This window comes from Bradyrhizobium sp. B117 (assembly GCF_038969555.1).
Classification (GTDB): Bacteria; Pseudomonadota; Alphaproteobacteria; order Rhizobiales; family Xanthobacteraceae; genus Bradyrhizobium.
This window is the reverse complement of record NZ_CP152414.1, coordinates 1,295,787-1,320,491: the sequence shown is the minus strand read 5'-3', so window position 1 is coordinate 1,320,491 and position 24,705 is coordinate 1,295,787. Positions and strand designations below refer to the sequence as shown.

Genomic DNA, 24,705 nt, shown 5'->3' with positions numbered 1-24,705 from the left:
TCATGAGCCCAAACGATTGCCGAAACCGCTATTCAGCACGCTAAAGCGCGATGAGATTTGGATGAATCGTCATCGCGCTTTAGGTTGTTGTTTACGCATGATCTTTCCGGAAAACCGCTTCGCACTTTTCCGGATCATGCTTTAGCCCGCGCGCCAGGCCATCTCCCAAAAGTCTGCCTCGAGCCGGGTGGCCTCCTTGAAGATCGCAATCAGCTCTGCCTCGCGGGCCGGCGTGGCATAGAGATCGGCGAGATGCTCCATGTGCGCCCGCGCTCTGGCAGCGACCTCCTGGTACGGCACGCCGGCGTATTCGGCGATCCAAACGCGATAGGGGTTCGTCGCAGCATCCGCTTGGGGTCGCGAGGCGAGCCGCGTTGCGATCTCGGCGTAACCGATCACGCAGGGGGCAAGCGCCACCTTGAGTGCCAGCAGATCGCCGCGCATTCCTGCGTCGAGCACGTAGCGTGTATAGGCCAGCATCTCGGCGGCCGGAGGGGCCTGTTCAAGATCGGACGGGGATAGACCCCAACCGGCACAGAGCTTCACGTGCAGGTTCATCTCGACATCGAGGATGGCCGAAAGGCCGGCCGCGGCTTCACGCATGTCGGCAAGTCTGGGCGACTTGTAGACCGCGAGCGCGTAGGCGCGAGCAAACTCGATGAGGAACAGGTAGTCCTGAACGAGATAGTGACGAAACGCCGCTTCGGGCAGCGAGCCGTCTACCAATCCGTTCGTGAAGGGATGTTCGGTGTAGGCCCGCCACTCAACGGAAGCTTCTGTCTTGAGACGCTCGAAGAAACTCACGATCTTTTCCGCCTGGCTTGCTTTTCCATGAACGCCCTTGGCTCGCTACCGATATCGCATTGCGACCTAAAAGCTACGCTGACAGCGCACAAAATTGGCTTTGAGCAGCGTCGCGGATAGGGCCCTCCCCGCGTCGAAAGTTTTGTGCACTGTCACCGTCATTCCTTCTCGGGATACTTGCCGAAAATGATGCGCCTCGTCGCCAGCGCGTTAGCACTCTAAGTTAAGGCGCATATCGAAAATAAGAGGCTGTTTGGGGAGGCTCGGGAACGCCGCGAACTTCAGTTAGCCTTGGCGGTGGTGCGCCGGTTTCAAGGAGTATTTTGAGATCATTCAGCACGTTTCGGGTTGTGGCGAATGTGTTGTGATTGAGCCCGAACAATTCGTCGCCGATAGCGCTAACGTCGATGGTCGATACGGATTTGATGATAATCGGCCCGGACTCCGGTACGTCTCCAGCGCGAGGAATCCTGCCAGCAACTCGTTTCGAAAGCTGAAGGGCCTTGTCGTTCTTAGATGCATAGAGTGTTAAGCCTTTGGCGACCTTTGCAACTCGCGGAATTTCCTGAATGAACATGTCGCGGTCAACATCCGGCGCAGCCATAACCAGTTGAGCAATCACAGTAGGCGATTTTGTTGCCGCAGTAGTTGACAATGCATCCACTACAATCAGGTTGCCCATGCTGTGGGCTATGATGTCGACGGTTTCGAATTTTGCCTTGCGAAGGTTATCTATCACGCGGAGTAGTGCTACACGTGAACTAAGCGCGCTGTCTTTGTCATAGAGATAGTCCGCTATCTCGCCACGAGACGGCCACGAGAACAAAACTGCAGTACCGCCGAATTGAAGATCCCAAACTATCTGTGCTGTGCGAAAGACGGCGTCTCGAAATTTGGTGTTGAACCCATGCACGAATATTAGGGCTTTCTTTTTCTTGGTCGACGATAGCGATTTGATCCACTGATCTTCGCTCGTTTTTGCGATGCTGCGGATCGTAAAATGCTTCTTGGGATCAGGGCCATCCCTTGACAAGGTAATGCCAAAGATTCTCCGGTTCGATGGCAATTCTATCTTTCCAATATGATGCCCTTCCGGGACGCGAACCCGAATGGCACCGAAGCTAAGATCATGGCTGCGCTCTCCCGTGTAGCCGCTAACAGCTGTCCAACCGTTCGAGCTATAGGTAGAACCGTCGCTTGCCTGGGCGCTGGTGCGTCCCTCGAACTCTATTGCGTCAGAGGACTCTTTTCGGTCCGTCGCATAGAAGAACTCCACGGTATATGGCTCGGACGGCGGGGCTATCGCTTTGGGCGGCCCACCTTTAGTTATGGGAGCTGTAGAGTCTGTTTCGGCTGTTCCCGCTAATAGACCTGCTATACCAAGAGCGGCCTGGGATGCTGCTGCAATGGCAAATGGAGATTGCCATAACTCGTCATCGGCCAAAGTAACTGGTTTATATCGTTCGATATTAATACGTCGGATCGATCCCTCGTCAGTGGAAAAGTACCAGACGCTTTCGTAACGGGTATTCTGGACCAGAAAAGTGACGCCACCTGAATTGCGGCTGGTCTCGGTCGCTGACAAACAGCCTTCAAGTAAGCCGGAGAGCCTGCCATAAATTTCAATGAACGACTTGCCAGCTTCCGGTAAAATGATCGCTGGCATGTTCTCGGCGGACTTTTTCGAGAACGCTTGGCAAGTTTGGAGCACGACTTCGGCGTCAATGACCGGTTGTGCTACGCAACTGCCCGAGGGCATTCCTACACTGATGAAAAATGCGAATGAAAGGAATTCGGACCAAATCCGACGCATGGCACATCTCCGCGATGTGTTCCTAAGGTCAGTCTAAACCGTGTTGGATGCCGCCAGCAACGGCAATCATTAGTTGTCGATGGAGAAGCGCCCAATTCGGGGATCTCCTCAGGCCCTTTCTTCCTGTGAATCGGCAGCTAATGCGGCGGTCAGGCGCGGTGGCGCTGAGGACGCTGCTGGCGGCGGTTACGTTGCCGGTGGTGGTGATCGTGGTGTGGGTAAGGTAGCAGCACGAGCGGTCACGCGGTCATCCCGGTGCATCCTTGCGAGGAACTGATCTCCGCAAGCGCAGGATCAAACGTATCGCCAGCCAGAGCATCAGAATGACGATCGCGAATGCGGCTACCGGCGCGGCCAGGGCAAGAATTGAGACGAGGAGCGCACCTCCCAATTCGGCGGTCGCGACGGTCGAGTTGCCGAGGCCGGCCGTCATGACTGTCGATTTGGCCCGCAGAGCCGCGGTGACGCCGTGCACGATGCCGGCCGCGCCGCCACCCGCGACGATGGCGGCCGTCCATTTCATCATCGGTGGAAGATCTGCCATGGTCGCCGCCGACACGATGGCTCCGGCGATCACGGCAACAGGCGCGGCGATGACATCGAGCAAATTGTCCACGCCGGGAATGAAATACGCAGCAACCTCCAGGAGCGCGGCCACGCCAAACATCAGCATTGCAGCAGGTGTTCCAAGCCACGCGAAACCGTCGCCCACAGCAAGCGAACCCGAGTAAGCGGCCACGCTGGCAACCAGCATCGGCAGGAACACCCGGAGGCCCGTCGCGGCCGCAAGACCGACACCAAGCGCAATCGACAACGCGAGATCGGAGTTCGACATGAGATCCCCAACGATTGTTGCGCTCGAATTTCCTCGGGAAGGCTGGACGCGATGCGGCCGAGGAACCAAGCTAAAGTCGAAACCAAGGCAGTGTGAGATAGACGCAAGCGATCATCGAGAGGACAGGAATGACCCACACCCATCCCGGCCAAACGTATCGCGCCAAGCGTTCGGCGAACGACGCAGCAACGAGGGCGACGATCAGTGCCCCGAGCGCGGCCGTCGCGGCCCACCCGTACCAGTACATCGCTGGAGCTAGAAATCCCATCGCAGGGTCAGCAACGTCTCGCGTATGATGCGTGCCCGCGAGCACGATGCCGAGCGACGGGAAAACGGTGAAAAGAGCAAGGTCCCTTGCGAGCGCGATCACGTAGAGGACCGCGAACGTGGTCCCGAATGCGAATGCAAAGCGGCGGAACGAGGCTGATGATGTCATGAGCCGAAACCCATGATGTTGTTAGCGACGTGACCGGTCAGAAAGCCCCACCAAACGATGAAAGCAAGTATCGAGGTGAGCGCCGTGCGCGTCTGAACAGGTTCGCTGGCAAGCGGCCGTCGCCAGCAGACCCAATAGGCCGGCAGCAACGCCAGCCCGATTGCTGCAAAATGTTCCTTGAGGTCGAAGAAGCCAAGGGCATGCCAGTGACCCGCACGCTCTAATTCGGGTCTGACATCCACACGGAAATAGAGATAAAGGGTCCCACCCAGAAGCGTGGAAATGGCGTACAGCACGACCACGGCGTTGGCGAACGTGACTGACGGTATGGAACGAAAGCGGCCAAAGAACGAGCCGCGTCGCGCGCCCGCCGATCCCCATGCCGCTAAAGTCTGGTGTGTTATCGCGCCAAGCAGTGCGACCGCGATACCAAGCCGTGAATGATCAGAATAGCTGTCGCCAGAACCTCACTCCGTAAACACAGGTGCCCTGCTCACTTGAAGAGTTCCTCGGTCCCGAATGGCTCTGCCGACCACGGCCGGAAGCGATTGAGGGTGAATTTCGTCTTCTGGCCTGGTTCGACGTCCACCAGCACGTAGTTGTACTCCTCTTGCGGAGGCTGGCCCTTCCAGTAGCGGTCCTGCGGATAGTCAGCGGGCACCTTGATGCTGGTTCGCCCCGGCAGGATTGGGTCTTGTTCCGCGCCCCCACCGCCCAACATCAGATACTTTATCCCATCTACGTCATAGATTTCCGTGGTGTGGACATGCCCGTTCAATACGACCACCTCCATGTCCTTGGCATACGACGCAATCGCCTTGTGCGGGTTATCGGGAGCCGGGATCGGGCCCAAACCTGACCGCGCAAACACGGGATAATGGAAGACGATAAACGCCTTCCGAATGCCATTGGCCTTCGCCTCGTCCATCCACTTTTGAAGCTGGGTCATCTGCTCGGCATATTTTGGCCGATCAGCGTCCCACAGCGACGGCGAACGGTAGTCGTACTTGCCACTCCAGAGATAGATGAGGCGGGCGCCCTTGAAATCGAATTTGTAGATGAGGTTTTCCGGCGTGACGCCGAATTTCCTCAGATACGGCACCGCCGAAAGAACGCCCTCAATCTTCGGGTCGGCCCACACCTCATGATTGCCCACACTCATGAAGAAGCGCCCATCCAGACCGGCTGCGCGCATCTCGTCATCCGGCGCGGGTAGCTTCTTCAACATCGTATCATTCACGCGCTTCCAGTATGGGCTCTCGCTGACAGTCAAGCCCTGATTGCCCCACCAGACGGCGTCACCGCTATTCACCACGAATTTGGCGCGACCGGATTGAACGTCCTTCACGATTTCACGGGTCACCCATTCGCCGCCCTGAAGCCGGAACATCGTCCGATGGACTCCAGGGAGCAGTTTCACGTCTTCAACGGATGCCTCGGTGACCCAACCCTTATCTACCGTCAGGGTCATCACTTCCGTCTTGGATGCGAATGGCATGACAATCTTGATCAGGTCCTTTGTGACCGGATCGAAGATCATCTTCACATCCTTCGCGACGACGGCCTCGGCGACCTTTTCCGGCATGACCAACCCGAACATCTCGACGAAGAACTTGCTGAGGTCCGGTTGTCCTTCTTTCAACGGGAGGTACATCATGGGTCGGGTATCGCCGACCGCAGCGAATGAAAAGCCGCCCCCGGCCGGACCGGGTGCTTGCCCGGTTGTTGTTTGCGCCTGCGCATTGTCAACGACCGGCATGGAGAATGTTGCGAGCGCCGCAAGTGCGCTGAGAACAAGGCGACGGCTTGGATCGTTAGGCCGGGAGCATGGCATGATGATCCCCGCTGATTGAGGGAGGCGAATGCGCCACCGCACCGTTCGCGGCTCGTTGCCGTTATCGACGTTGTTTCTGTCGTACCCTTGATGCAAATCAACGTCGTTGCGCCCGCTGCCCACGCTTGGTTGGGTGGGTACCGCCCGCCAGGCGGCGCAAATACGTCAGATCTATGCGGGGCAATTCAACTGGACTGGTACAGTTGGGTGGGCTCGAACCACCGACCTCCTGTTCCACAGACAGGCGCTCTAACCAACTGAGCTACAACTGCATCCTTGCGAGCCGCGCCTTGGGACGCCCTGGGAGGGCCGGTCACCGAGGGGGGCTGGACGGGGCGGAAACTAGGTGCAACGGGGGTTTTTGGCAAGGCCGCAAACGGACGAAAAACCAGCGTAAATCACACTCCGTCCGACTAAATCGGGCCTGATGGTGACCACAGCGGTGCTGCGCTCTCCTCGCCCGCTTGGCGGCGACACTCCCCGTGAGGAGAGAGCCCTCTCCCGGCCTCTCCCGCAAGCGGGAGAGGTGAAGAAAAACCCGGGCCTCGCGGCCCGGGTTTCTTAAGCGTGCGATCCGCCGTTTTGATCAGGCGGCGGGCTTGTAGAACTTCGAGGCGCTCGCCTTGATCGGCTCGGCGGTCTCGTTGGCGATGCGCTGGGTCAGCTCGACCAGCTCCTTGGCCTGGGCCTGGAAGGTCTCGAGCTGGGTGCGGGCGTGGCCGGTCCACAGCGTGAACGCATCCGAGGGGGTCTTGGAGGCGAGCAGCTCCTGGGCGAAGTCCAGCGAGGCCGAGCTGTTGGCCTTCATGAACTCGACCAGCTTGGCGGTGTACTCGCTCGCGCCCTTGCTGGCGGTGGTGAACACGGCCTCGACGGTGCCGTTATGGGTCTCGGCGGCATCCTTGAACTTGGCGTAGTTCTCGCGGGCCTGCGACACGCCCTTCTCGGCGAACGCACGCATCTGCTCGGGGACCTCGAACGGAATGATCGAGGCAGAAAACGGATCAGTCGCACCTGTCATGGTCGTCCCTCACGATGATGAAAAAATGGAGTGAGCCTTCTGGCGCGCCCGCCGGGCCCCGAAGGCCTCAAATTCAGCGGGTACGAAAGACTGGAAACGCGAAACAATGGAGATGGCTCGCCCAGCGCCATCACTATTGCTGCCCATCATGTCAACATTGTGCACCGCAATGTGATCCAGGGGGGCGGTGCGATAATTTAATCTTGAAGGGTGAAGTTCCCGAGGTGGGGAACTCAGGGTTGCGGTATCTCGATGCTGATTTTGGACCCTCTCCCGCGTTGCGGAGAGGGTCGTGGAGAGGAGCGCAACATGGGGATTCTGTCGGTCGCGCGCTCGCCGGTGCATCAACACCGGCACCTTTTTCTGGGCCACCCCTCTCCCTAGCCCTCCCCCGCAAGGGGGGAGGGAACGCACCGCCGTCGGGGCGCGAGTGCCTCATCCCATCAGGCTTCAGTGCTTCGCCCGGGTCGCGTCCATGGTGGCGCGGCTGACGATCTGGCCGATTTCGCTGGCCTGCTCGGCCAGGGTCTTCATCTGGGCCTGGACGTAGTCGCCGTGCAGCCGCATCACCTCGGACAGATCCCTGGCGCGGACCAGGGACTGGGCGTAGTCGAGCGAAGCCTGCACATTGGTCTCGGCGAAGGCGACCGCGCGGGCGCCGATGTCCCGGGCGCCGGAGCGCATGCTGGCGCCGCGCTGCTCGATCGAGCCGGCGGCGGCCTCGGCATTGGCGAGCAGCTTCTCAAAGGCGTCGCGCGCCTGCTTGAAGCTCGTTTCCGCCATCGCGCGCATCTCCGGCGGAAGCTCGAAACGGTCTTGTCCCTGCTCGGTCATCCCTTCCACTCCTGTCCTGCTGCTGTCGGCCATTCCGGCCGTCCCCCGGGCGCGCCCACCGCCAAGACTAGCGGCGGACGGTATTGCCGGTATGACGCGAGGCGCCGGTCCCCGCCGATTCCTGCGGATGCAACCGGGCTTGCGGCTTGCGGGTTCGGCCACATTAAGGTTATCGCGGCTTATGGCCGCCCCTGCGGACGGGGGGCCGTGGACCTGCCCGCGCCCGCGGGCGATACTAACCCTTTCTTAAGGCTGCCATTCCCGGCATCCTTTCCCCTTGATGCTGACGCGAAAGACTAAAGCCGGTCGGATGACGAGTTCGGATTTCCAGTTGCGAGGCGTCAGCGATCCCCGGCTGGCGGTGCACGCGACCTCGCCACTGCCGAGCTGGCTCTGGTCGATCGACGGCGCCCGCGTGCTGTGGGCCAATCCGGTCGGCGCAAAGTTCTTCGGCGCGGCCCATGCTGCAGCGCTGGCGGAAAAGACCTTCGGCCCGGCCGAGCGCCATCGCCGCCAAGTCGCGCGGCTGGCGCGGCGGCTGCCGGTGGGCGGCGCGGTCAGGCTGGAACGGCTACAAGGTTTTGGCGCCCGGCTCGGCACGCTGATGACCTGCGCCTGCGCCCGGCTCGAGTTTGCCGATGGAAGTTTTGGCGTGCTCATCACCGCGATGGATGCCGCGACGCGCAGCATGCCGCTGACCGAGCGGCTGCATCGCCTCGTCGCCGGCGCCAAGGTGCCGATGGCGGCGTTCGCGCCCGACGGGATGTTCGCCGGCGCCAGCGAGGCCGCCCGTTCCCTGCTCGGCTGTCACGATCTCGGTGAAGCCGGGCTCGACCGCGCCCGCAGCGATGCGCTGAGATACGGCCGCGCCGAGGCGGCGATCGCTCACGGCCGGATGGTGCTGCAACGGGTCGGCACAGGCGCCGATGTCGCCCTGGTCGCGCTGATCACGCCGGCTATGCAGCAGGCTGCGCCGGCAAGCGTGCCGGACGCGCCGATTCAGGCTGCTCAGCAAGCCGCCGAGATGCGGAGCGAAGCGCCACCATCGCAGGACGCGCCTGCCGGTATCGACCTGTTCGATGCCTTCGCGGAGCCGGTCGAGACGGTGGACGACACCATCGAGAGCGCGTCCGAGCCGCTTGCGCGCGAAGCGGCAGCACAGATCGTCCCGATCCAGGACGCCGTCAAAGCGACTGAGGAGCCCGTCCAGAACTCGAACGACGACGCCCAAACTCCGGTTGAAAACCCGCCCGCAGCCATTGTGCCGCCCCAAGCCGCGCCGATCACATCCGGCATGGGTGAGTCGCCGTCAGCAGCGTCACCGCGCCAGCATCCACTGCGCTTCCTGTGGCAGATGGATGCAGAAGGCCGCTTCGTGCTCGGCTCCGACGAGTTCATCCGCCTGATGGGCACGCACACCGCGGCCGGCTTCGGCCGGCCCTGGCGGGAGATCGACGACGAATTCTCGCTCGACCCGGAGGGTCGCGTCGCGCAGGCGCTGGCGAGCCACGACACCTGGGCCGGCATCACCGTGAACTGGCCGGCCGATGGCGGCGAGCACATTCCAGTCGAGCTCGCGGGCCTGCCGATCTACGACCGGATGCGCAACTTTGCGGGCTTTCGGGGCTTTGGCGTCTGCCGCGATCTCGATGGCCTCAACCGGCTCGATGCGCTGCGCCGCTTCGAGCTGTTCGTCGAACCAATGGCGCAGCGCGAGGCGCCCGCCGACATCGCCGCGCCTGAGCCTGAAGCAGAGCCGCCGCCGATCGAGCCGCCCGCCCCCGAGCCTGAACCTACGCCTGAGCCTGTCGCCGAACTGCCCGACCCCACTCCCGACGCGAATTCACATCCAACCGATCCGGAAACGCCAGTGGAAACGCCCTCGGAAATTCCCTCGGAAACACCCTTGGAAACTTCGCCCAATGTCGTGCCGTTCCGCCCGCCCGGTGACGCCCGATCGCCGACGCTGACGCCGGTCGAGAACAGCGCGTTCAACGAGCTCGCCCGGCAACTCTCCGAGCGGCTCGAGCGCGAGCGCGAGGCGATCAGCGCGGCCGAGCCGATGGCCGCGGAGATCGCAGCGCCGACGGTTGAGCCCGAGGCGCCGCAAACTGCAGCGCAATGGTTGACCGAGCCCGCCCCGCCCGCGCTCGGCCACAGCATGCGCGACCGCGCGCTGCTCGACCTTGTGCCGACCGGCATCCTGATCTATCGCCTCGACCGCCTGCTCTATGCCAATCCCGCCTTCCTCGCGCGCATGGGCTACACCAGCATCCACGCGCTGGAAGATGCCGGCGGGCTCGATGCGCTCTATGTCGAAATGGGCGTGTCCTCGGCGAGCAGCACCTCGCAAGCCGGCACGCCGATCACGATCAGCGCGGCGATCGCCAATGGCGAGGCGCCGCTTGCGACCACCGAAGCGCATCTGCACACCATCGACTGGGACGGCGACAGCGCGCATGCGCTGATCTGCGCGCTGCCGCAGGCCGTCGTCGCGCCTGTCGCCGCTGAAGCGGTCGCGATGGTGGCGGTCGAGCCTGAGGCCGAAGCCGGCGATGCCGATGCGGAGGATCTCGCCGCGATCCTCGACACCACGGCCGAGGGCATCGTCATGTTCGATGCCGAAGGCAACATCCACGCCTGCAACCGCAGCGCCGAGGCGCTGTTCGGCTATGACGGCGCAACGCTGCTCGAGCAGAACCTCGTCAACCTGTTCGCGCCCGAGAGCCAGCAGATCGTCGCCGACTATCTCGACAGCGTGAAAAGCCAGGACATTGCGAGCCTGCTCGACCACGGCCGCGAGGTGCTGGGCCGCGAGAAGAAGGGCGGCGTCATTCCTCTCGCGATGATCATGGGCCGCACGCGGCCTGACGGGCCGAACTTCTTCGCCGTGTTCCGCGATCTCTCGCACGCGAAGAAGGGCGAGAGCGAATTGACGCAGGCGCGCCGCCTCGTCGACGGAGCCGCCAACGCCAAGGCCGACATGCTGGCGCGGATCAGCCACGAGATCCGCACGCCGCTCAATGCCATCATCGGCTTTGCCGAGGTGATGATCTCCGAGCGCTTCGGCGCGCTCGGCAACGAGCGCTACGGCGAATACCTGAAGGACATCCGCGCCTCCGGCGAGCGCGTCATCACGATCATCGACGATCTCTCGGAGCTGTCGCGGATCGAGACCGGCAAGCTCGATCTCAATTTCGCCAACCTCAACCTCAACGACCTGGTCGAGGCCTGCGTCGTGGTGATGCAGCCGCAGGCCAACCGCGAGCGCATCATCATCCGCACCTCGCTCGGCCATGCGCTGCCGCAGGTCGCAGCCGATGCGCGCGCGATGCGGCAGATCACCATGAACCTGATCTCGAACTCGATCCGGCTCGCGAGCGCCGGCGGCCAGGTCATCGTCTCCACCGCGATGACCGACCGCCGCGAGATCGCGCTGCGCATCCGCGACACCGGCCACGGCCTCTCCGAGCGCGAGCTCGCCGCCGCGATGGAGCCGTTCCGCACCCCGCCGCCCGGGGACGCCTCGGACAATTCGGCGCTCAGCCTGTCGCTGACCAAGGCGCTGGTCGAAGCCAACCGCGCCCGCTTCAACATCAAGAGCGCAGGCAGCTCCGGCACGCTGATCGAAGTCGTGTTCGCGCCGGTGGTGGCGGGGGCGTAGGACTGCGGCCAGATCGAGCCCGATCGCCGCCGCGACGTAGGTGCGCTCCCTCTCCCGCTTGCGGGAGAGGGTTGGGGAGAGGGCTCGCTCCTCTGGGAGATTGTCCCGTTGCGGAGACACCCTCTCCCCACCCCTCCCTCGCAAGCGGGGGAGGGAGTGAGAGCGCGGCGCGTCTCCTACTGTTCAGCCGTCAAAACCCAAACAAAAAGGGCACGGCTTGCGCCGTGCCCTTTCGCATTCATGCAGCCTGATCTCAGCTGTAGATCTCGAACAGCCCCGCGCCGCCCTGGCCGCCGCCGATGCACATGGTGACGACGCCCCACTTCGCCTTGCGGCGAGCGCCTTCCTGCAGCAGATGGCCGGTGAGACGGGCGCCGGTCATGCCGAAGGGATGGCCGATCGCGATCGAGCCGCCGTTGACGTTGTACTTAGCGGGATCGATGCCGAGCTGGTCGCGGCAATAGAGGCACTGGCTGGCGAAGGCCTCGTTGAGCTCCCATAGATCGATGTCGTCGATCTTGAGGCCGGTGCGCTTCAAGAGCTTCGGGATCGCGAACACAGGGCCGATGCCCATCTCGTCCGGCTCGCAGCCGGCGGTCGCCCAGGCGACGAAGCGGCCGAGCGGCTTGAGGCCGCGCTTCTCGGCGTCCTTGGCTTCCATCAGCACCACGGCGGCGGCACCGTCGGAGAGCTGGCTGGCATTGCCGGCGGTGACGAACTTGCCGGGGCCCTTCACCGGCTCGAGTTTTGCCAATCCTTCCATCGTGGTCTCAGGCCGGTTGCATTCGTCGCGATCGACGACGTAGTCGACGATGCTCTCGGCCTTGGTCTGCTTGTCGACCACCTTCATCTTGGTCTTCATCGGGACGATCTCGTCCTTGAACTTGTTCGCCTGCTGCGCCGCGGCCATGCGGCGCTGCGATTCCAGCGAGAACTCGTCCTGGTATTCGCGGCTGAGCTTGTAGCGCTCGGCGACGATGTCGGCGGTGTCGATCATCGCCATGAAGATGTCGGGGGCGACCTTGAGCAATTCAGGATCGATCGATTCCTTCGGCGTGCCGCCGCCCGGCATCGAGATGCTCTCGACGCCGCCGGCGACGATGCAGTCGGCACCGTCCGAGCGGATCGAGTTGGCGGCCATCGCGATGGTCTGAAGGCCGGAGGAGCAGAAGCGGTTCACCGAGACGCCGGCGGTGGTCTTCGGCAGGCCGGCGAGCAGCGCGGCCTGGCGGCCGATGTTCGGCGCGCCATGGGCGCAATTGCCGAGATAGCAGTCCTCGACATAGTCCTTGTCGACGCCGGCGCGATCGACCGCGTGCTGGATGGCGTGGGCCGCCAGCGACATCGGCGGCGTGATGTTGAACCCGCCGCGGCCGGATTTCGCGAGGCCCGTGCGTGCATAGGAAACGATGACGGCTTCACGCATTGTTTTCTCCCTTGTCGAACGATTTGAGCGGAACGTTCTCTGAACGAATTGTCCTGACGCCATTGGTACACTGAGATTGCCGGGCGCGGGAAAAATAAAAACGCCGCCCTCGTTGGAAGGCGGCGTCGTTCCGTAGGTCGGAATATGTCGGTGACTGGTGCGATAAAATCCAACTCTGTCGGCTTGCTGTGTCACCTCTCCCCATCGGGGAGAGGTCGGATTGCGCCAGCAATCCGGGTGAGGGGCCGCAGCATACGGTAAGAGCCTAACCCCTCACCCGGATCGCATCTTACGATGCGATCCGACCTCTCCCTTCGGGAGAGGTGAAGGATCAGAACGTCAGCGCCTTGGCCTGCTTGACCTGCGGCAGGGCCTGCACCTTGGCGAGCAGGTCGGCCGGCACGGCGCCATCGACCTCGACCAGGGCAATGGCATCGCTGCCGGGGGCGACGCGGCCGAGATGGAAGGTCGCGATGTTGATCTTGGCATCGCCGAGGAGGCTTGCGAACTTGCCGATGAAGCCCGGCTTGTCCTCGTTGGTGATGTAGATCATCGACTTGCCGAACTCGGCGTCGATACGAATGCCCTTGACGTCGACGAGGCGCGGCTTGCCGTCATGGTACACGGTGCCGGAAACCGAACGCTCCTGGCGTTCGGTCGCCACGGTGACGGTGATCAGGCTCTCATAGTCGCTCTGGGAGGCACGCACGATCTCGTCCACCACCATGCCGCGCTCCTTGGCGACGACAGGCGCGGACACCACGTTGACCTCGCCCAGCATCGGCCGCAGCAGGCCCGACAGCACCGCGGAGGTGATCGCCTTGATCTTCATCTCCGCGACGTGGCCCTCATAGGTGATCTCGACCTTGCGGATGCCGCTTTCAGTGAGCTGGCCCGCGAACGAGCCGAGCTTCTCGGCGAGCGCGATGAACGGCTTCAGCTTCGGCGCTTCTTCGGCCGTGATCGAGGGGAAGTTGACCGCGTTCGAGATCGCGCCGGTGAGCAGATAGTCCGACATTTGTTCTGCGACTTGGAGCGCGACGTTCTCCTGCGCTTCTGTGGTGGAGGCGCCGAGATGCGGCGTGCAGATCACGTTGGGATGGCCGAACAGCACGTTGGAGGTCGCGGGCTCCTCGACGAAGACGTCGAAGGCAGCGCCCGCGATGTGCTTGGAATTGAGCGCTTCGACCACGGCCTGCTCGTCGACGAGCCCGCCGCGGGCGCAGTTGATCAGGCGCACGCCCTTCTTCATCTTGGCGATCGCGGCCGCGTCGATGATGTTCTTCGTCTTCTCGGTCAGCGGCGTGTGCAGCGTGATGAAGTCGGCGCGCTTGAGGAGCTCGTCGAGATCGACCTTCTCGACGCCGATGTCCTTGGCGCGCTCCGGCGACAGGAACGGATCGAATGCGACCACCTTCATGCGCAGGCCGAGTGCGCGGTCGGCAACGATCGAGCCGATATTGCCGCAACCGACGACGCCGAGCACCTTGCCGGTGATCTCGACGCCCATGAAGCGGTTCTTCTCCCACTTGCCGGCCTGGGTCGAGGCATCGGCCTGCGGGATCTCGCGCGCCAGCGCCAGCATCAGGGTAATCGCATGCTCGGCGGTCGTGATCGAATTGCCGAACGGCGTGTTCATCACGATGATGCCCTTGGCCGTCGCGGCCGGGATCTCGACATTGTCGACACCGATGCCGGCGCGGCCGATCACCTTGAGGTTGGTCGCCTTCTCCAGGATCTTTGCGGTGGCCTTGGTCGCGGAGCGGATCGCAAGGCCGTCGTAATTGCCGATGATCTCGGCGAGCTTGTCCTTGTCCTTGCCGAGGTTGGGCTGGAAGTCGACCTCGACGCCACGGTCCTTGAAGATCTGAACGGCGGCGGGAGACAGAGCGTCGGAAATGAGAACTTTGGGTTTGGTCATGGGGATGTGTCCTTCACCGTCCCTAAGGGAGGATCGGCCCGAGAGCCGGAAATGCGTGAGTGACTTGGAAGCTTGTTGCTCTCCCTCTCCCCGTCCTTACGGGGAGAGGGCATAGGCGGCCTTCGGCCGCCGTTCCTAGAAAGGACGCCGATGTGGAGCATCGGCTATGGTGAGGGGCAGCCACAGGCGAAGTGCTCGCGGAGAGAGCCCCTCACCCGGATCGCTGCGCGACCCGGCCTCTCCCCGTAAGAACGGGGACAGGCGAAGAAAACAACTACGCGGCTTTCGCAAGCGAAGCCTTGGTCTCGGCAAAGGCCCAGTCGATCCACTGTGTCAGCAGCTCGACGTCCTTTGCTTCCACCGTGGCGCCGCACCAGATGCGCAGGCCGGCCGGCGCATCGCGGTAGTACGCGAAGTCGTAGCCGGCGCCTTCCTTCTCGACGAGGGCGACCAGCTTCTTGGAGAACTCCGCCTGCGCGTCGTCGGAGAGCGAGGTGATCGCGGGATCGGTGAACTTCAGGCACACCGAGGTGTTGGAGCGGATCGAGGCGTCCTTGGCGAGGAAGTCGATCCATGGCGTCTTCGCCTTCCAGTCGGCCAGCACCTTGGTGTTGGCGTCGGCACGGGCGATCAGCGCCTTGAGGCCGCCGATCGACTTGGCCCAGTTCAGCGCATCGAGATAGTCCTCGACGCAGAGCATCGACGGCGTGTTGATGGTCTCGCCGACGAAGATGCCTTCGTTGAGCTTGCCGCCCTTGGTCATGCGGAAGATTTTTGGCAGCGGCCAGGCCGGCTTGTAGGTTTCGAGCCGTTCGACAGCGCGGGGCGACAGGATCAGCATGCCGTGCGCGGCCTCGCCGCCGAGCGCCTTCTGCCAGGAGAAGGTGACGACGTCGAGCTTGGCCCAGTCGAGCGCTTGCGCGAACGCGGCGGACGTCGCGTCGCAGATGGTCAGGCCTTCGCGGGTCGCGCTGATCCAGTCGGCGTTCGGCACGCGCACGCCGGAGGTGGTGCCGTTCCAGGTGAAGACGACGTCGCTCGCAGGGTCCACCTTGGAGAGGTCGGGAATCTCACCGTAAGCCGCATTGAGCTTGGTGACGTCCTTGAGCTTCAATTCCTTGACGATGTCGCTGACCCAGCCCTCGCCGAAGGATTCCCAGGCGAGCGTGGTGACGGGCCGTGCACCGAGCAGCGACCACAGCGCCATCTCGACCGCGCCGGTGTCCGAGGCTGGCACGATGCCGATGCGATAATCGGCGGGCACTTCAAGCACTTCGCGCGTCAGATCGATCGCGAGCTTGAGCTTGGTCTTGCCGACCTTCGCGCGATGCGAACGGCCGAGTGCTGCGTCCTTGAGATTTTGGGCGTTCCAGCCGGGGCGCTTGGCGCAGGGGCCGGAGGAGAAATGCGGCACGGTCGGCCGCGAAGCGGGCTTCGCTACAGTCATGATCTACCCTTCCAGATAGTAAGCCTCCCGTTGGGGGGAGGTGTCCCGCCGCGGCTGATACGGGAATCGGGCAGACCAGTCAAGAAAGTTCCGGCGGCTCACGGCGGAGTGATGGCGGCTCGGCTGCGATATCGGGCGATTCAACCGCCGCGAGCGCGTTCAGCAAGTCCGTGGCCTCGCTGATCAATTGCGCGGCCCGGCGGCGGCTGCTGACTTTCAAGATGCACTTGTCATTGGCCTGCACAACGTAGCCGTTGCCGACCTTGATCATGGAATAGCTTGTCATCGAAATCCCCGAACCGACCGAGCCCGGTGTCTGACTGCCTAGCACCGTTCGTTCCTGCGGGAACGTGAACGACGGGCGGGTAGTTTATCAGCTCTTAAGATGAATGAATGCGCGATCCGATTTGGTTGCTTGCGCAACGCCAAGGGCCAGAGCCCCATTCCGATACAATCGGAATGGGGCTCTGGATATTTGTATTGACGCGTTTTCTTTACGCGAACCGGTATCCACTTCGCTCGAAAACGCTCCTACTGCCTCAAAAGCGGACAGTCATGCCGACATGGCTCGCGGTAAATCCCAGCCGCTTGTAGAAGCGCTGCGCATCGACGCGCGTCTGATGCGTCAACAGTTCGACCAGCTTGCAGCCGCGCGCTTTCGCTTCGGCAACGGCCCATTGCACCAACTGCTCGCCGATGCCGCGGCTGCGACAATCGGCGGCAACGCGCACATCCTCGAGCAGACCGCGCACGCCGCCTTGCGAGCTGATGCCCCCGAGCACTGCGAGTTGCAGGCAGCCGACCACCCTGCCCTCGCTCTCGGCCACCACGAGCGTCAGGTTCGGATCGCGCTCGACCCGCTCGAATGCCGCGTAATAGACCGCAGGCAGCGGATCCTCGACGCGCTCGCGCCCGCGCCCGAGATGATCGTCGGCAAGCATCGCCACGATCGGCGCGCGGGACGGATGGAGACGGACTTGTCGGTCATGTCGAAAAACTCCAGCCTAAAGCGCGATGAGATCAGGATGAATCGCCATCGCGCTCAGCTTGTTGTTTGCGCATGATCTCCGCGCAAACGCGTTCCGCGTTTGTCGCGAGGGAAAACCGCTGCGCACTTGCGCTAACGCGGCCCTCCGGGTCCGGATCATGCCTTAGCGCGCCGGCGGCAGGCCGAGAAAGGCCTCGGCCTCGCCGATCCAGCGGCGGGTGGCCCCATGACGACCGAGATCGAAGCCGCCTTCGTGGGCAACACGGGTATAGGCGAGCAACGAGACGTCGGCGAGCGACATTGCCTCACCGGCGAAGAAGCGGTTGCCGGAAAGATGCTGCTCCATGCGGTCGAGTGCCGCATAGCCGCGCTTGACCTTTTCAGGGTCGAGCTCGGAGGCGGCCTTGCCGAGATAGACGATGAGGAAGCGACACACCGCGATGTAGGGCTCGTGGCTGTATTGCTCCCAGAACAACCATTCGTCCATCTTGGCCGCCGCGAAGGCGTCGCGCGGGATCAGCGCGCTGTCGCGGGCGAGATAGCGGATGATGGCATTGGACTGCGCCAGCGTGCGGCCGTCGTCGAAGGCGACGGTCGGCACCTGGCCGGCGCCGTTCATCGCCAAGAATTGCGGCGTGCGCGTCTCGCCTTTGCGCGTGTCGATCTCGATCCACTGATAGGGCACCGCGAGCTTGTCGCAGACCCACTTCACCTTCAGACAATTGCCGGAATTGCTGTCGCCGTAGATCTGCATCGCTATCACCCCATGTCGGGCCACAGAGCATCAGGCCGCAGCGAACCTGTCAACCGCGACGCGACGAAGCAGCGTTAGAACTTGTAGCCAAGCCCGACGCGCGCATTGTTCAGCGTGACGACCGTGTTCATCACAGGCGAGAATCTCACATATTCGTATTCCACGCGTGCGAACAATCCGTCCCAGATGCAATATTCGAGGCCGAGGCCGGCGGTCCAACCCACCGCGAAGGTGTTGGTCCTGTGCTGGCCCTGCGTCCCCGACTGCGTCGGAACGGGATCCCACGTCGTTCCGATGATGGTCGTAAAACCGCCCAACCCGTTCGTGATCGTCGTGTCCGTGCGCAATCTCACGTCGCTCGTCACGGTGCGGGTGACGTCCATCCGTCCGACGGCAGCGCCAAAGAACGCGTAGGGCATGAAGGGGCCGCCATCCCAACCGACGCGACCGCGCAGCGTGACCATGTCCTTGACCTGGGCCGTGGCGGTACCGGTGAGCGACACGGCATAATTGTGGGTGATGCCGTCGGGCCGTACCTCGCCGGGCGGGTTGACGATCACGAGCGCATTGGAGCCGGTCGACCCGGTCGAGAGGTTGCCGAAATAGCTGTAGGTGCCTTCGAGACTGAGAATGGCATCGTACCACTGCCAATTGCGGCCAATGAAGCCGCCGTAATTGACGCCCTGCGTGTTGGCCTTTTGCAGCAGCGACCACGTGGACGTCGGCCCCTGGAGCACGCTGTCGCGGAAGATGTAGTTGGTCAGGCCGACGACGCTCTGGCCGAAATCGGTCGCATCGGCCGTGTAGCCGGCGGTGCCGCCGACATAGAAGCCGTCCCAATTGTGGTTCGTCCTCGACAGACCGTCGGTGACGCTGCCGCGCAGGATCGGCAGGTCCGGCATGTCGGCCGCATGCGCGGCAGATACCGTCCCGAACATCGCCGCCGCCAACAAAAGCCCACGCATCGCAACGCTCCAAATAAACTCGAACTTTCGCCATGATCATGGCTCGTTAACCTTAACCAATGGTTGCGCCGGAGCTCTTCGCCGCCGCGAAGCCATGAAAAATACGCAAAGCAAAACGGCGCGGGATGATCCCGCGCCGTTAAGAGACTTTAACCGATGGGCTCGAAGATCAGCCCTTGGTGACGAGCGGCGGCGGCATGTAGGCCGGCGGGCTGCTGAGATCCCAGCGCACGCCGAGCTTAAGATCGTGCGAGGTGATGTCCTTAAACTTGAATGTGTTGCCGAGGGAGGCGGCGTCGTACGCTGCAAGCGCACCGGTAGTTCCGCTGCCTAGATCGACGTAGCTGTAGGCAAGTTCAAGCGTGAGACTGGGGTTGACTTTGTAAGCAAGACCCGCGTGCGCCGCCCAGGCGAAATTCCACTTCGATCCGCTTGCAGCTGTTGCGTAGCTCGAGTGCGTTCCAGCGGTCACGACCGGGGGAAAACCTGACGGGGTGGCGCCGGGCGAGACGAGCGGATTGACCGCACCCGAGTCAGTGAAGCTGGAAATGTTAACTCGCGATGCACCGACGCCGGCGCCGATGAACGGAGTTACACACCACCAAGTACCCAGGTCGACATACGCGTTCGCCAAGAACAGCAATTCGGATTTGCTGCCGTTGTAATTGTCGATCCCAGAATAGGGAGTGCCGTACGCCGAACCAGTCAAAAGATCTGTACCTTTGAAGTTTGACTTGCCGCGATACTGAGCGGTGACGTCCGTCCGAAACCAGCTATTCACGCGATAGCCGACGCCGACATCGAAGATCCCGGCCGTATCAAAATCTGTAGTTTGGCTGAAGGAGCTCAGCTGAGAATAGGCTGCCTCGTCAGACTTGCGAACGCTCTTCACGCTCTGATTGCTGAAGCCGATGTCGCCGCGGAGATACCAGCCACCGAAATCGGCGGGCGGAGCCGGCGGCGAGTACATGGGAGGCGGGGCAGCGATCGGCATGTCGGCGGCAAACGCCATCGACGAGATCAGGGATGCCGCACCCGCGGCAAGAAGAGACTTAACGCTACGCATTGGCTTCGTCCTTATGGCCGGTGAGGCAAAATGCAGACGCCTCACGTTCTGGAAACTCACGGGAGGACGATGGCATCAAATGCTTAAGCGCCACTTAACCCTAATTTTTAAGGTTGATTTTTTCTGAGCGCACACGCGGGATGCGGTGAGAGCGTTGCAAAAATGCGGCAGCAGGAAGTGCCTACTTCGCTGGAAGAGGCTTTGTGGGCGCCGCAATTGCTAACGATGTATGAAGCAGCAATACAGCGGAGCAGGTTTTGTTAACGCGCGTGCTGCGGCAGTTTGGGCAGGAACACGGCAAGCAGGCCGATCGCCGGCAGATACGCGCAGACCTGATAGACGAACGCGATCGAGGTGTGATCGGCGAGCTTGCCGAGTACGGCGGCGCCTAAGCCCCCGATGCCGAAGGCGACGCCGAAGAACACGCCGGAGATCATGCCGAAGCGGTGCGGCACCAGCTCCTGCGCGAACACGATGATCGACGACGTCGTCGAGGAGATGATGAGGCCGATGATCACTGACAGCACCGCGCTGGTGTAGAGCCCGGCATGGGGTAGCGCCAGCGTGAACGGCAGCGCGCCGAGGATCGAGATCCAGATCACGATCTTGCGGCCGAACCGATCCCCGAGTGGACCGCCGAAGAAGGCGCCGACCGCGTTCGCGGCGAGGAAGATGAAGAGATAGATCTGGGCCGCCTGCGTCGACACGCCGAAACGGTCGATCAGGTAGAAGATGTAGTAGCTCGACAGGCTGGAGACATAGAGCTGTTTCGAGAACAGCAGCGCCACCAGCACGAGCAGCGCCATCGCGACGCGGCGCGAGCTCGGGCCGCCGGGCCGGGTATGGATCGGCGCAGCCTTCTTCGCCGTGATCTGCGGCGCATACCAGCGGCCGATGCGCCAGAGAATGAGAATCGCGAGGAACGCGATCGAGGAGAACCAGGCGATGCTGCCCTGCCCGAACGGCACCACGATCAGCGCGGCCAGCACCGGCCCCATCGAGGTGCCGAAACTGCCGCCGAGCTGAAACACCGATTGCGCAAAGCCGTAGCGGCCACCCGAGGCGAGCCGCGCGATGCGCGCGGATTCGGGGTGAAACACCGCCGAGCCGAGACCGACCAGCGCGGCGGCGACGAGGATGACGAGATATTGGTGCGCGGCGCTGAGCAGCAACAGGCCGAAGAAGGTCGAGGCCATGCCGATCGCCAGCGAATAAGGCTGCGCCTTCTTGTCGGTGTAGTGTCCGACCACCGGCTGCAGCAGCGAGGCCGTGAACTGAAAGGCCAGCGTGATCATGCCGATCTGCGCGAAGTCGAGCGCGTAGGTGTCCTTCAGGATCGGATACACCGAGGCGATCAGCGACTGCATGGTGTCGTTGAGGAAGTGCGAGAAGCTGATGCCGGCGAGCACGATATAGGCCGGCCCCGCCGCCGCCTTGGCAACGGGCACGACGTCGCCGACGACAACGGGCTCGGTCAGCGTTTCCGCAGGTACGACGACAGGCTTGTTCAATGGAGCATCCCGGCGGGCGCGGCGAACCGCCGCAGCTGCTCATTACGATGCAACGCGCGGTAGAACCAGCGCCAATCGCAAATGGCTGGAATGCGTGGGTCTTACCCTCTCCCCTTGTTGTGGGAGAGGGTGGCTCGCCGCGTAGCGGCGAGACGGGTGAGGGGTATCTCTCCGCGCATGGACCTCTCGATTTGAGCTGGCTGAGACAACCCCTCATCCGGCGCTTCGCGCCACCTTCTCCCACAAGGAAGAACCCCCTCCGCGCGTCCGATATCGTAGGGTGAGCAAAGGCGCATTTGCGCCCTGCCCACCGTCTTTCCGATACGGCGACAGATGCGTGGGCACGCTTCGCTTTGCCCACCCTACGATATCTGTGGCGCGGACAGAGACCCCTGATCCGGCTCGCTTACGCCGCGGCTTGGCCGAGCGCCGAGACGATGGTGTCGACGACGTCCTCGACCAGGATGCGGTCCTCACCTTCGCCCATGACGCGGATCACGGGCTCGGTGCCGGAGGAGCGGATCAGGAGGCGGCCGTGGCCGTTGAGGCGTTTCTCGCCGTCGGAGATCGCCGACTTGACCTCGGAATCATCGAGCGGCTTGCCGCCCTTGTGGCGGACATTCTTGAGGATCTGCGGCAGCGGATCGAAGCGGTGGCAGACTTCCGACACCGGACGGCGCAGCTTCTGCACCACGGCGAGCACTTGCAGCGCGGCGACAAAGCCGTCGCCGGTGGTGGCATAGTCGGACAGGATGATGTGGCCGGACTGCTCGCCGCCGAGATTGTAGCCGCCGCTCAGCATCTGCTCGAGCACGTAGCGGTCGCCGACCGGCGTGCGCACGAGATCGAGCCCGTGCCCCTTCAGGAAGCGTTCGAGGCCGAGATTGGACATCACGGTGGCGACGATGCCGGGCCGCGACAGCCGTCCGTCTTCCTTCCAGCTCTGCGCGATCACCGCGAGCAGCTGGTCGCCATCGACGAGGTGGCCGCGCTCGTCGACCAGGATGACGCGATCGGCGTCGCCGTCGAGCGCGATGCCGATGTCGGCGCGCATCTCGCGCACCTTCCTCGACAGCGCTTCCGGCGAGGTCGAGCCGCAATCCTTGTTGATGTTGAAGCCGTCGGGGTCGACGCCGATCGGCACCACGTCGGCGCCCAGCTCCCACAGCGCTTCCGGCACCACCTTGTAGGCGGCGCCGTGGGCGCAATCGATCACGACGCGCAGGCCGTCGAGCGAGAGGTCACGCGGCAGGGTGCGCTTGGCGAATTCGATGTAGCGGTCATGCACGCCGTCGATACGGCGGGCGCGGCCGAGGCTCGCGCTCTGTGCGAGACGCTTGTCGATGGGCTCGTCGAGCAGCTGCTCGATCTGCTTCTCGACGTCGTCGGAGAGCTTGAAGCCCTGCGGGCCGAACAGCTTGATGCCGTTGTCCTCGAACAGATTGTGCGAGGCCGAGATCATCACGCCGAGGTCGGCGCGCATCGACTTGGTCAGCATCGCGACCGCCGGCGTCGGCATCGGGCCGACCAGCAGCACGTCCATGCCGACCGAGGTGAAGCCCGCGACCATCGCATATTCGATCATGTAGCCGGACAGGCGGGTGTCCTTGCCGATCACGACGCGATGGCGGTGGTCGCCGCGCTGGAATGCAAGGCCGGCGGCCTGGCCGACCTTGAGCGCGAGCTCCGGCGTGATCAGTCCGTTGGCGCGGCCCCGGATCCCGTCCGTCCCGAAATATTTGCGACTCATATCGTCCCCCAGCGCAACAACCAGGGATCCCCTCTACAACCACGGGCTGCCCGTTCGGGCCCCGCATCCCTGATTTGCTGAGGGTCTTATAAGCCCAACGCGGTCAAATTGGCTTCAAAAAATGTGATCAATCGTTACGGAACAGGGGTACTCCCTGCGTCGATAAGGGGTTGTTAACATTATATTTCCTGCCGCAGCGCCGAAACGGGGGCGGAACCCGGCCTAGCCGGAGCGCTTGACATGGCCGTCGTCACGGCTCGGCGGCGGCTGGGTGACGTTGACGGGATCAGAGCCCGGGAAGGTCTCCTCCAGCCCCTCTTCCAGGGCCTCCTCGAGAGCCTGCTTCTCCTTGATCTGTTCCGGCGACGGTCCCGCGTGTGGCTTCGTCATGGCGCCCTCCTCTCAAACGATTTGGCTGTGCATCCAACCATGCTAGATGACCCCTCAATCTTCCGACGCAAGACTTCCGCTACGACGGGCCGGGGACACGTTCATGAAGCACATCACCTGTATCGACGATCTTCGCGCGCTGCATAAGCGCCGCGTGCCGAAGGCGTTCTTCGACTATTGCGACCGCGGTTCCTATGCCGAGGAAACGCTGCGCGCCAACCGCGAGGACATGCAGGCGATCAAATTCCGCCAGCGCATCCTGGTCGACGTCTCCAAGCGCGACACCTCGACCACGATTTTGGGCGAGCCCTCGACCATGCCGCTGATCCTCGCGCCCGTGGGCCTGCTCGGCATGCAGCATGGCGACGGCGAAATTTACGCCTGCCGCGCGGCGCAGGCCGCCGGCATCCCGTTCACGCAATCGACCATGTCGATCTGCTCGATCGAGGACATCGCCGCCAATGTCGAGAAGCCGTTCTGGTTCCAGCTCTACGTGATGAAGGACCGCGGCTTCATCAAGGAGCTGATCCAGCGTGCCATCACCGCGAAGTGCAGCGCGCTGGTGCTCACCGTCGACCTGCAGGTCATCGGCCAGCGCCACGCCGACATCAAGAACGGCATGACGGTGCCGCCCGAGTGGTCGCTGGCGAAGCTGATCGATTTTGCCACCAAGCCGGCCTGGGTCTCGGGCGTGCTGCAGGGCAAGCGCCGCACCTTCGGCAATCTCGCCGGTCATCTGAAGGTCAGCGACGACATCACGTCGCTGTCGACCTGGATCAACTCGCAGTTCGACACCACGCTGAACTGGAAGGACGTCGAGTGGGTCCGCAGCATCTGGCCGGGCAAGCTCATCATCAAGGGCATTTTGGACGTCGAGGACGCCGAGGAAGCCGCCAAGACCGGCGCGCAGGCGTTGGTGGTGTCGAACCATGGCGGCCGGCAGCTCGACGGCGCGCCGTCCTCGATCGAGGCGCTGCCGGAGATCGTCGACACGGTCGGCGACAAGATGGAGATCATGTTCGACGGCGGCATCCGCTCCGGCCAGGACGTGATGCGCGCGCTCGCGCTCGGCGCCAAGTCCTGCATGATCGGCCGCGCCTATGCCTATGGGCTTGGCGCCGGCGGCCAGGCCGGCGTCGCCAAGGCGATCGACATCATCCAGAAGGAGCTGCTGACCACAATGGGTCTGTGCGGCGTCAACCGGATCGACGAGATCGACGATCATATCATCGCGGTGTAGCCGCAG

Annotated in this window: 20 protein-coding genes, 1 tRNA gene and 1 pseudogene; 2 read left to right on the top strand and 20 right to left on the bottom strand. The window is 63.0% G+C overall.

The window, feature by feature from the left end:
* Positions 1–141: 141 nt before the first annotated feature.
* The 9 genes from tenA to AAFG16_RS06385 all read right to left on the bottom strand — a co-directional run bounded on the left by tenA (position 142) and on the right by AAFG16_RS06385 (position 7,577).
* The gene (tenA, locus tag AAFG16_RS06425) at positions 142–804 is read right to left on the bottom strand and encodes a thiaminase II (protein ID WP_342738121.1); all 663 of its coding nucleotides are present in this window, start codon (positions 802–804) and stop codon (positions 142–144) included.
* A 223-nt stretch (positions 805–1,027) separates the two neighbouring features.
* Positions 1,028–2,617 (bottom strand): alpha/beta hydrolase, encoded by a 1,590-nt coding sequence (locus AAFG16_RS06420; protein WP_342738119.1) that lies wholly within the window; start codon positions 2,615–2,617, stop codon positions 1,028–1,030.
* Positions 2,618–2,864: 247 nt separating this feature from the next.
* Entirely contained in the window at positions 2,865–3,383 is a 519-nt protein-coding gene (locus AAFG16_RS06415; protein WP_342738117.1) for a DUF4126 domain-containing protein, read from the bottom strand.
* A 139-nt stretch (positions 3,384–3,522) separates the two neighbouring features.
* Positions 3,523–3,888 carry a hypothetical protein gene (locus tag AAFG16_RS06410; RefSeq protein WP_342738115.1) on the bottom strand — a complete coding sequence of 122 codons (366 nt, stop codon included), beginning with the start codon at positions 3,886–3,888 and terminating at the stop codon, positions 3,523–3,525.
* Complete coding sequence (locus tag AAFG16_RS06405) at positions 3,885–4,184, bottom strand: hypothetical protein (RefSeq protein WP_342738113.1); 300 nt, start codon at positions 4,182–4,184, stop codon at positions 3,885–3,887. The genes AAFG16_RS06410 and AAFG16_RS06405 overlap by 4 nt, the downstream gene beginning before the upstream one ends.
* A gap of 197 nt (positions 4,185–4,381) precedes the next feature.
* Positions 4,382–5,647 carry a metallophosphoesterase gene (locus AAFG16_RS06400; RefSeq protein ID WP_342738111.1) on the bottom strand — a complete coding sequence of 422 codons (1,266 nt, stop codon included), beginning with the start codon at positions 5,645–5,647 and terminating at the stop codon, positions 4,382–4,384.
* 270 nt (positions 5,648–5,917) lie between these two features.
* Positions 5,918–5,994 (bottom strand) — tRNA-His (locus AAFG16_RS06395).
* A 314-nt stretch (positions 5,995–6,308) separates the two neighbouring features.
* Positions 6,309–6,743: a phasin gene (locus tag AAFG16_RS06390; RefSeq protein WP_283084020.1), complete on the bottom strand. Its 435-nt coding sequence runs from the start codon at positions 6,741–6,743 to the stop codon at positions 6,309–6,311.
* Between the two features lie 450 nt (positions 6,744–7,193).
* Positions 7,194–7,577, bottom strand: coding sequence for a phasin family protein (locus AAFG16_RS06385; RefSeq protein ID WP_342738109.1), 384 nt, complete (start codon positions 7,575–7,577; stop codon positions 7,194–7,196).
* Positions 7,578–7,887: 310 nt separating this feature from the next.
* Between AAFG16_RS06385 and AAFG16_RS06380 the strand changes: the two genes are divergently transcribed.
* Positions 7,888–11,241, top strand: a complete 3,354-nt coding sequence (locus tag AAFG16_RS06380) for a PAS domain S-box protein (protein WP_342738107.1) — start codon at positions 7,888–7,890, stop codon at positions 11,239–11,241.
* A 253-nt stretch (positions 11,242–11,494) separates the two neighbouring features.
* Here the strand turns inward: AAFG16_RS06380 and AAFG16_RS06375 are convergent, their stop codons facing one another.
* From AAFG16_RS06375 to AAFG16_RS06325, 11 genes and pseudogenes are all read right to left on the bottom strand, one after another.
* Positions 11,495–12,667, bottom strand: coding sequence for a thiolase family protein (locus tag AAFG16_RS06375; RefSeq protein ID WP_130365359.1), 1,173 nt, complete (start codon positions 12,665–12,667; stop codon positions 11,495–11,497).
* 331 nt (positions 12,668–12,998) lie between these two features.
* On the bottom strand, positions 12,999–14,588 hold the full coding sequence (serA, locus tag AAFG16_RS06370) for a phosphoglycerate dehydrogenase (protein ID WP_283084017.1): 1,590 nt from the start codon (positions 14,586–14,588) through the stop codon (positions 12,999–13,001).
* Positions 14,589–14,862: 274 nt separating this feature from the next.
* Positions 14,863–16,035, bottom strand: coding sequence for a phosphoserine transaminase (locus tag AAFG16_RS06365; protein WP_342738103.1), 1,173 nt, complete (start codon positions 16,033–16,035; stop codon positions 14,863–14,865).
* Between the two features lie 79 nt (positions 16,036–16,114).
* Entirely contained in the window at positions 16,115–16,321 is a 207-nt protein-coding gene (locus tag AAFG16_RS06360) for a hypothetical protein (RefSeq protein ID WP_283084015.1), read from the bottom strand.
* A 253-nt stretch (positions 16,322–16,574) separates the two neighbouring features.
* Positions 16,575–17,023, bottom strand: a pseudogene (locus tag AAFG16_RS06355) (GNAT family N-acetyltransferase).
* A 163-nt stretch (positions 17,024–17,186) separates the two neighbouring features.
* On the bottom strand, positions 17,187–17,777 hold the full coding sequence (locus AAFG16_RS06350) for a glutathione S-transferase family protein (protein WP_342738101.1): 591 nt from the start codon (positions 17,775–17,777) through the stop codon (positions 17,187–17,189).
* 74 nt (positions 17,778–17,851) lie between these two features.
* Positions 17,852–18,742, bottom strand: a complete 891-nt coding sequence (locus AAFG16_RS06345; RefSeq protein WP_283084012.1) for an outer membrane beta-barrel protein — start codon at positions 18,740–18,742, stop codon at positions 17,852–17,854.
* A gap of 169 nt (positions 18,743–18,911) precedes the next feature.
* Entirely contained in the window at positions 18,912–19,808 is an 897-nt protein-coding gene (locus AAFG16_RS06340) for an outer membrane beta-barrel protein (protein ID WP_342738099.1), read from the bottom strand.
* Between the two features lie 260 nt (positions 19,809–20,068).
* Positions 20,069–21,319 carry an MFS transporter gene (locus AAFG16_RS06335; protein WP_342738097.1) on the bottom strand — a complete coding sequence of 417 codons (1,251 nt, stop codon included), beginning with the start codon at positions 21,317–21,319 and terminating at the stop codon, positions 20,069–20,071.
* 406 nt (positions 21,320–21,725) lie between these two features.
* Positions 21,726–23,069 (bottom strand): phosphoglucosamine mutase, encoded by a 1,344-nt coding sequence (gene glmM, locus AAFG16_RS06330; RefSeq protein ID WP_283084009.1) that lies wholly within the window; start codon positions 23,067–23,069, stop codon positions 21,726–21,728.
* Between the two features lie 222 nt (positions 23,070–23,291).
* Positions 23,292–23,459 (bottom strand): hypothetical protein, encoded by a 168-nt coding sequence (locus AAFG16_RS06325; RefSeq protein ID WP_283084008.1) that lies wholly within the window; start codon positions 23,457–23,459, stop codon positions 23,292–23,294.
* Between the two features lie 103 nt (positions 23,460–23,562).
* Here AAFG16_RS06325 and AAFG16_RS06320 point away from each other — a divergent pair, with 103 nt between their 5' ends.
* A complete protein-coding gene (locus AAFG16_RS06320; protein WP_342738094.1) occupies positions 23,563–24,699 on the top strand; it encodes an alpha-hydroxy acid oxidase in 1,137 nt (378 codons plus the stop codon).
* The last annotated feature ends 6 nt before the right edge of the window (positions 24,700–24,705 follow it).

Coding starts and splice junctions, on each gene's coding strand:
- glmM (WP_283084009.1), bottom strand. CDS start 23,069: ATGAGTCGCAAATATTTCGGGACGGACGGGATCCGGGGCCGCGCCAAC.
- AAFG16_RS06400 (WP_342738111.1), bottom strand. CDS start 5,647: ATGCCGGTCGTTGACAATGCGCAGGCGCAAACAACAACCGGGCAAGCA.
- AAFG16_RS06420 (WP_342738119.1), bottom strand. CDS start 2,617: ATGCGTCGGATTTGGTCCGAATTCCTTTCATTCGCATTTTTCATCAGT.
- serA (WP_283084017.1), bottom strand. CDS start 14,588: ATGACCAAACCCAAAGTTCTCATTTCCGACGCTCTGTCTCCCGCCGCC.
- AAFG16_RS06365 (WP_342738103.1), bottom strand. CDS start 16,035: ATGACTGTAGCGAAGCCCGCTTCGCGGCCGACCGTGCCGCATTTCTCC.
- AAFG16_RS06375 (WP_130365359.1), bottom strand. CDS start 12,667: ATGCGTGAAGCCGTCATCGTTTCCTATGCACGCACGGGCCTCGCGAAA.
- AAFG16_RS06345 (WP_283084012.1), bottom strand. CDS start 18,742: ATGCGTGGGCTTTTGTTGGCGGCGGCGATGTTCGGGACGGTATCTGCC.
- AAFG16_RS06380 (WP_342738107.1), top strand. CDS start 7,888: ATGACGAGTTCGGATTTCCAGTTGCGAGGCGTCAGCGATCCCCGGCTG.
- AAFG16_RS06385 (WP_342738109.1), bottom strand. CDS start 7,577: ATGACCGAGCAGGGACAAGACCGTTTCGAGCTTCCGCCGGAGATGCGC.
- AAFG16_RS06350 (WP_342738101.1), bottom strand. CDS start 17,777: ATGCAGATCTACGGCGACAGCAATTCCGGCAATTGTCTGAAGGTGAAG.
- AAFG16_RS06320 (WP_342738094.1), top strand. CDS start 23,563: ATGAAGCACATCACCTGTATCGACGATCTTCGCGCGCTGCATAAGCGC.
- AAFG16_RS06340 (WP_342738099.1), bottom strand. CDS start 19,808: ATGCGTAGCGTTAAGTCTCTTCTTGCCGCGGGTGCGGCATCCCTGATC.
- AAFG16_RS06360 (WP_283084015.1), bottom strand. CDS start 16,321: ATGACAAGCTATTCCATGATCAAGGTCGGCAACGGCTACGTTGTGCAG.
- AAFG16_RS06325 (WP_283084008.1), bottom strand. CDS start 23,459: ATGACGAAGCCACACGCGGGACCGTCGCCGGAACAGATCAAGGAGAAG.
- AAFG16_RS06390 (WP_283084020.1), bottom strand. CDS start 6,743: ATGACAGGTGCGACTGATCCGTTTTCTGCCTCGATCATTCCGTTCGAG.
- AAFG16_RS06410 (WP_342738115.1), bottom strand. CDS start 3,888: ATGACATCATCAGCCTCGTTCCGCCGCTTTGCATTCGCATTCGGGACC.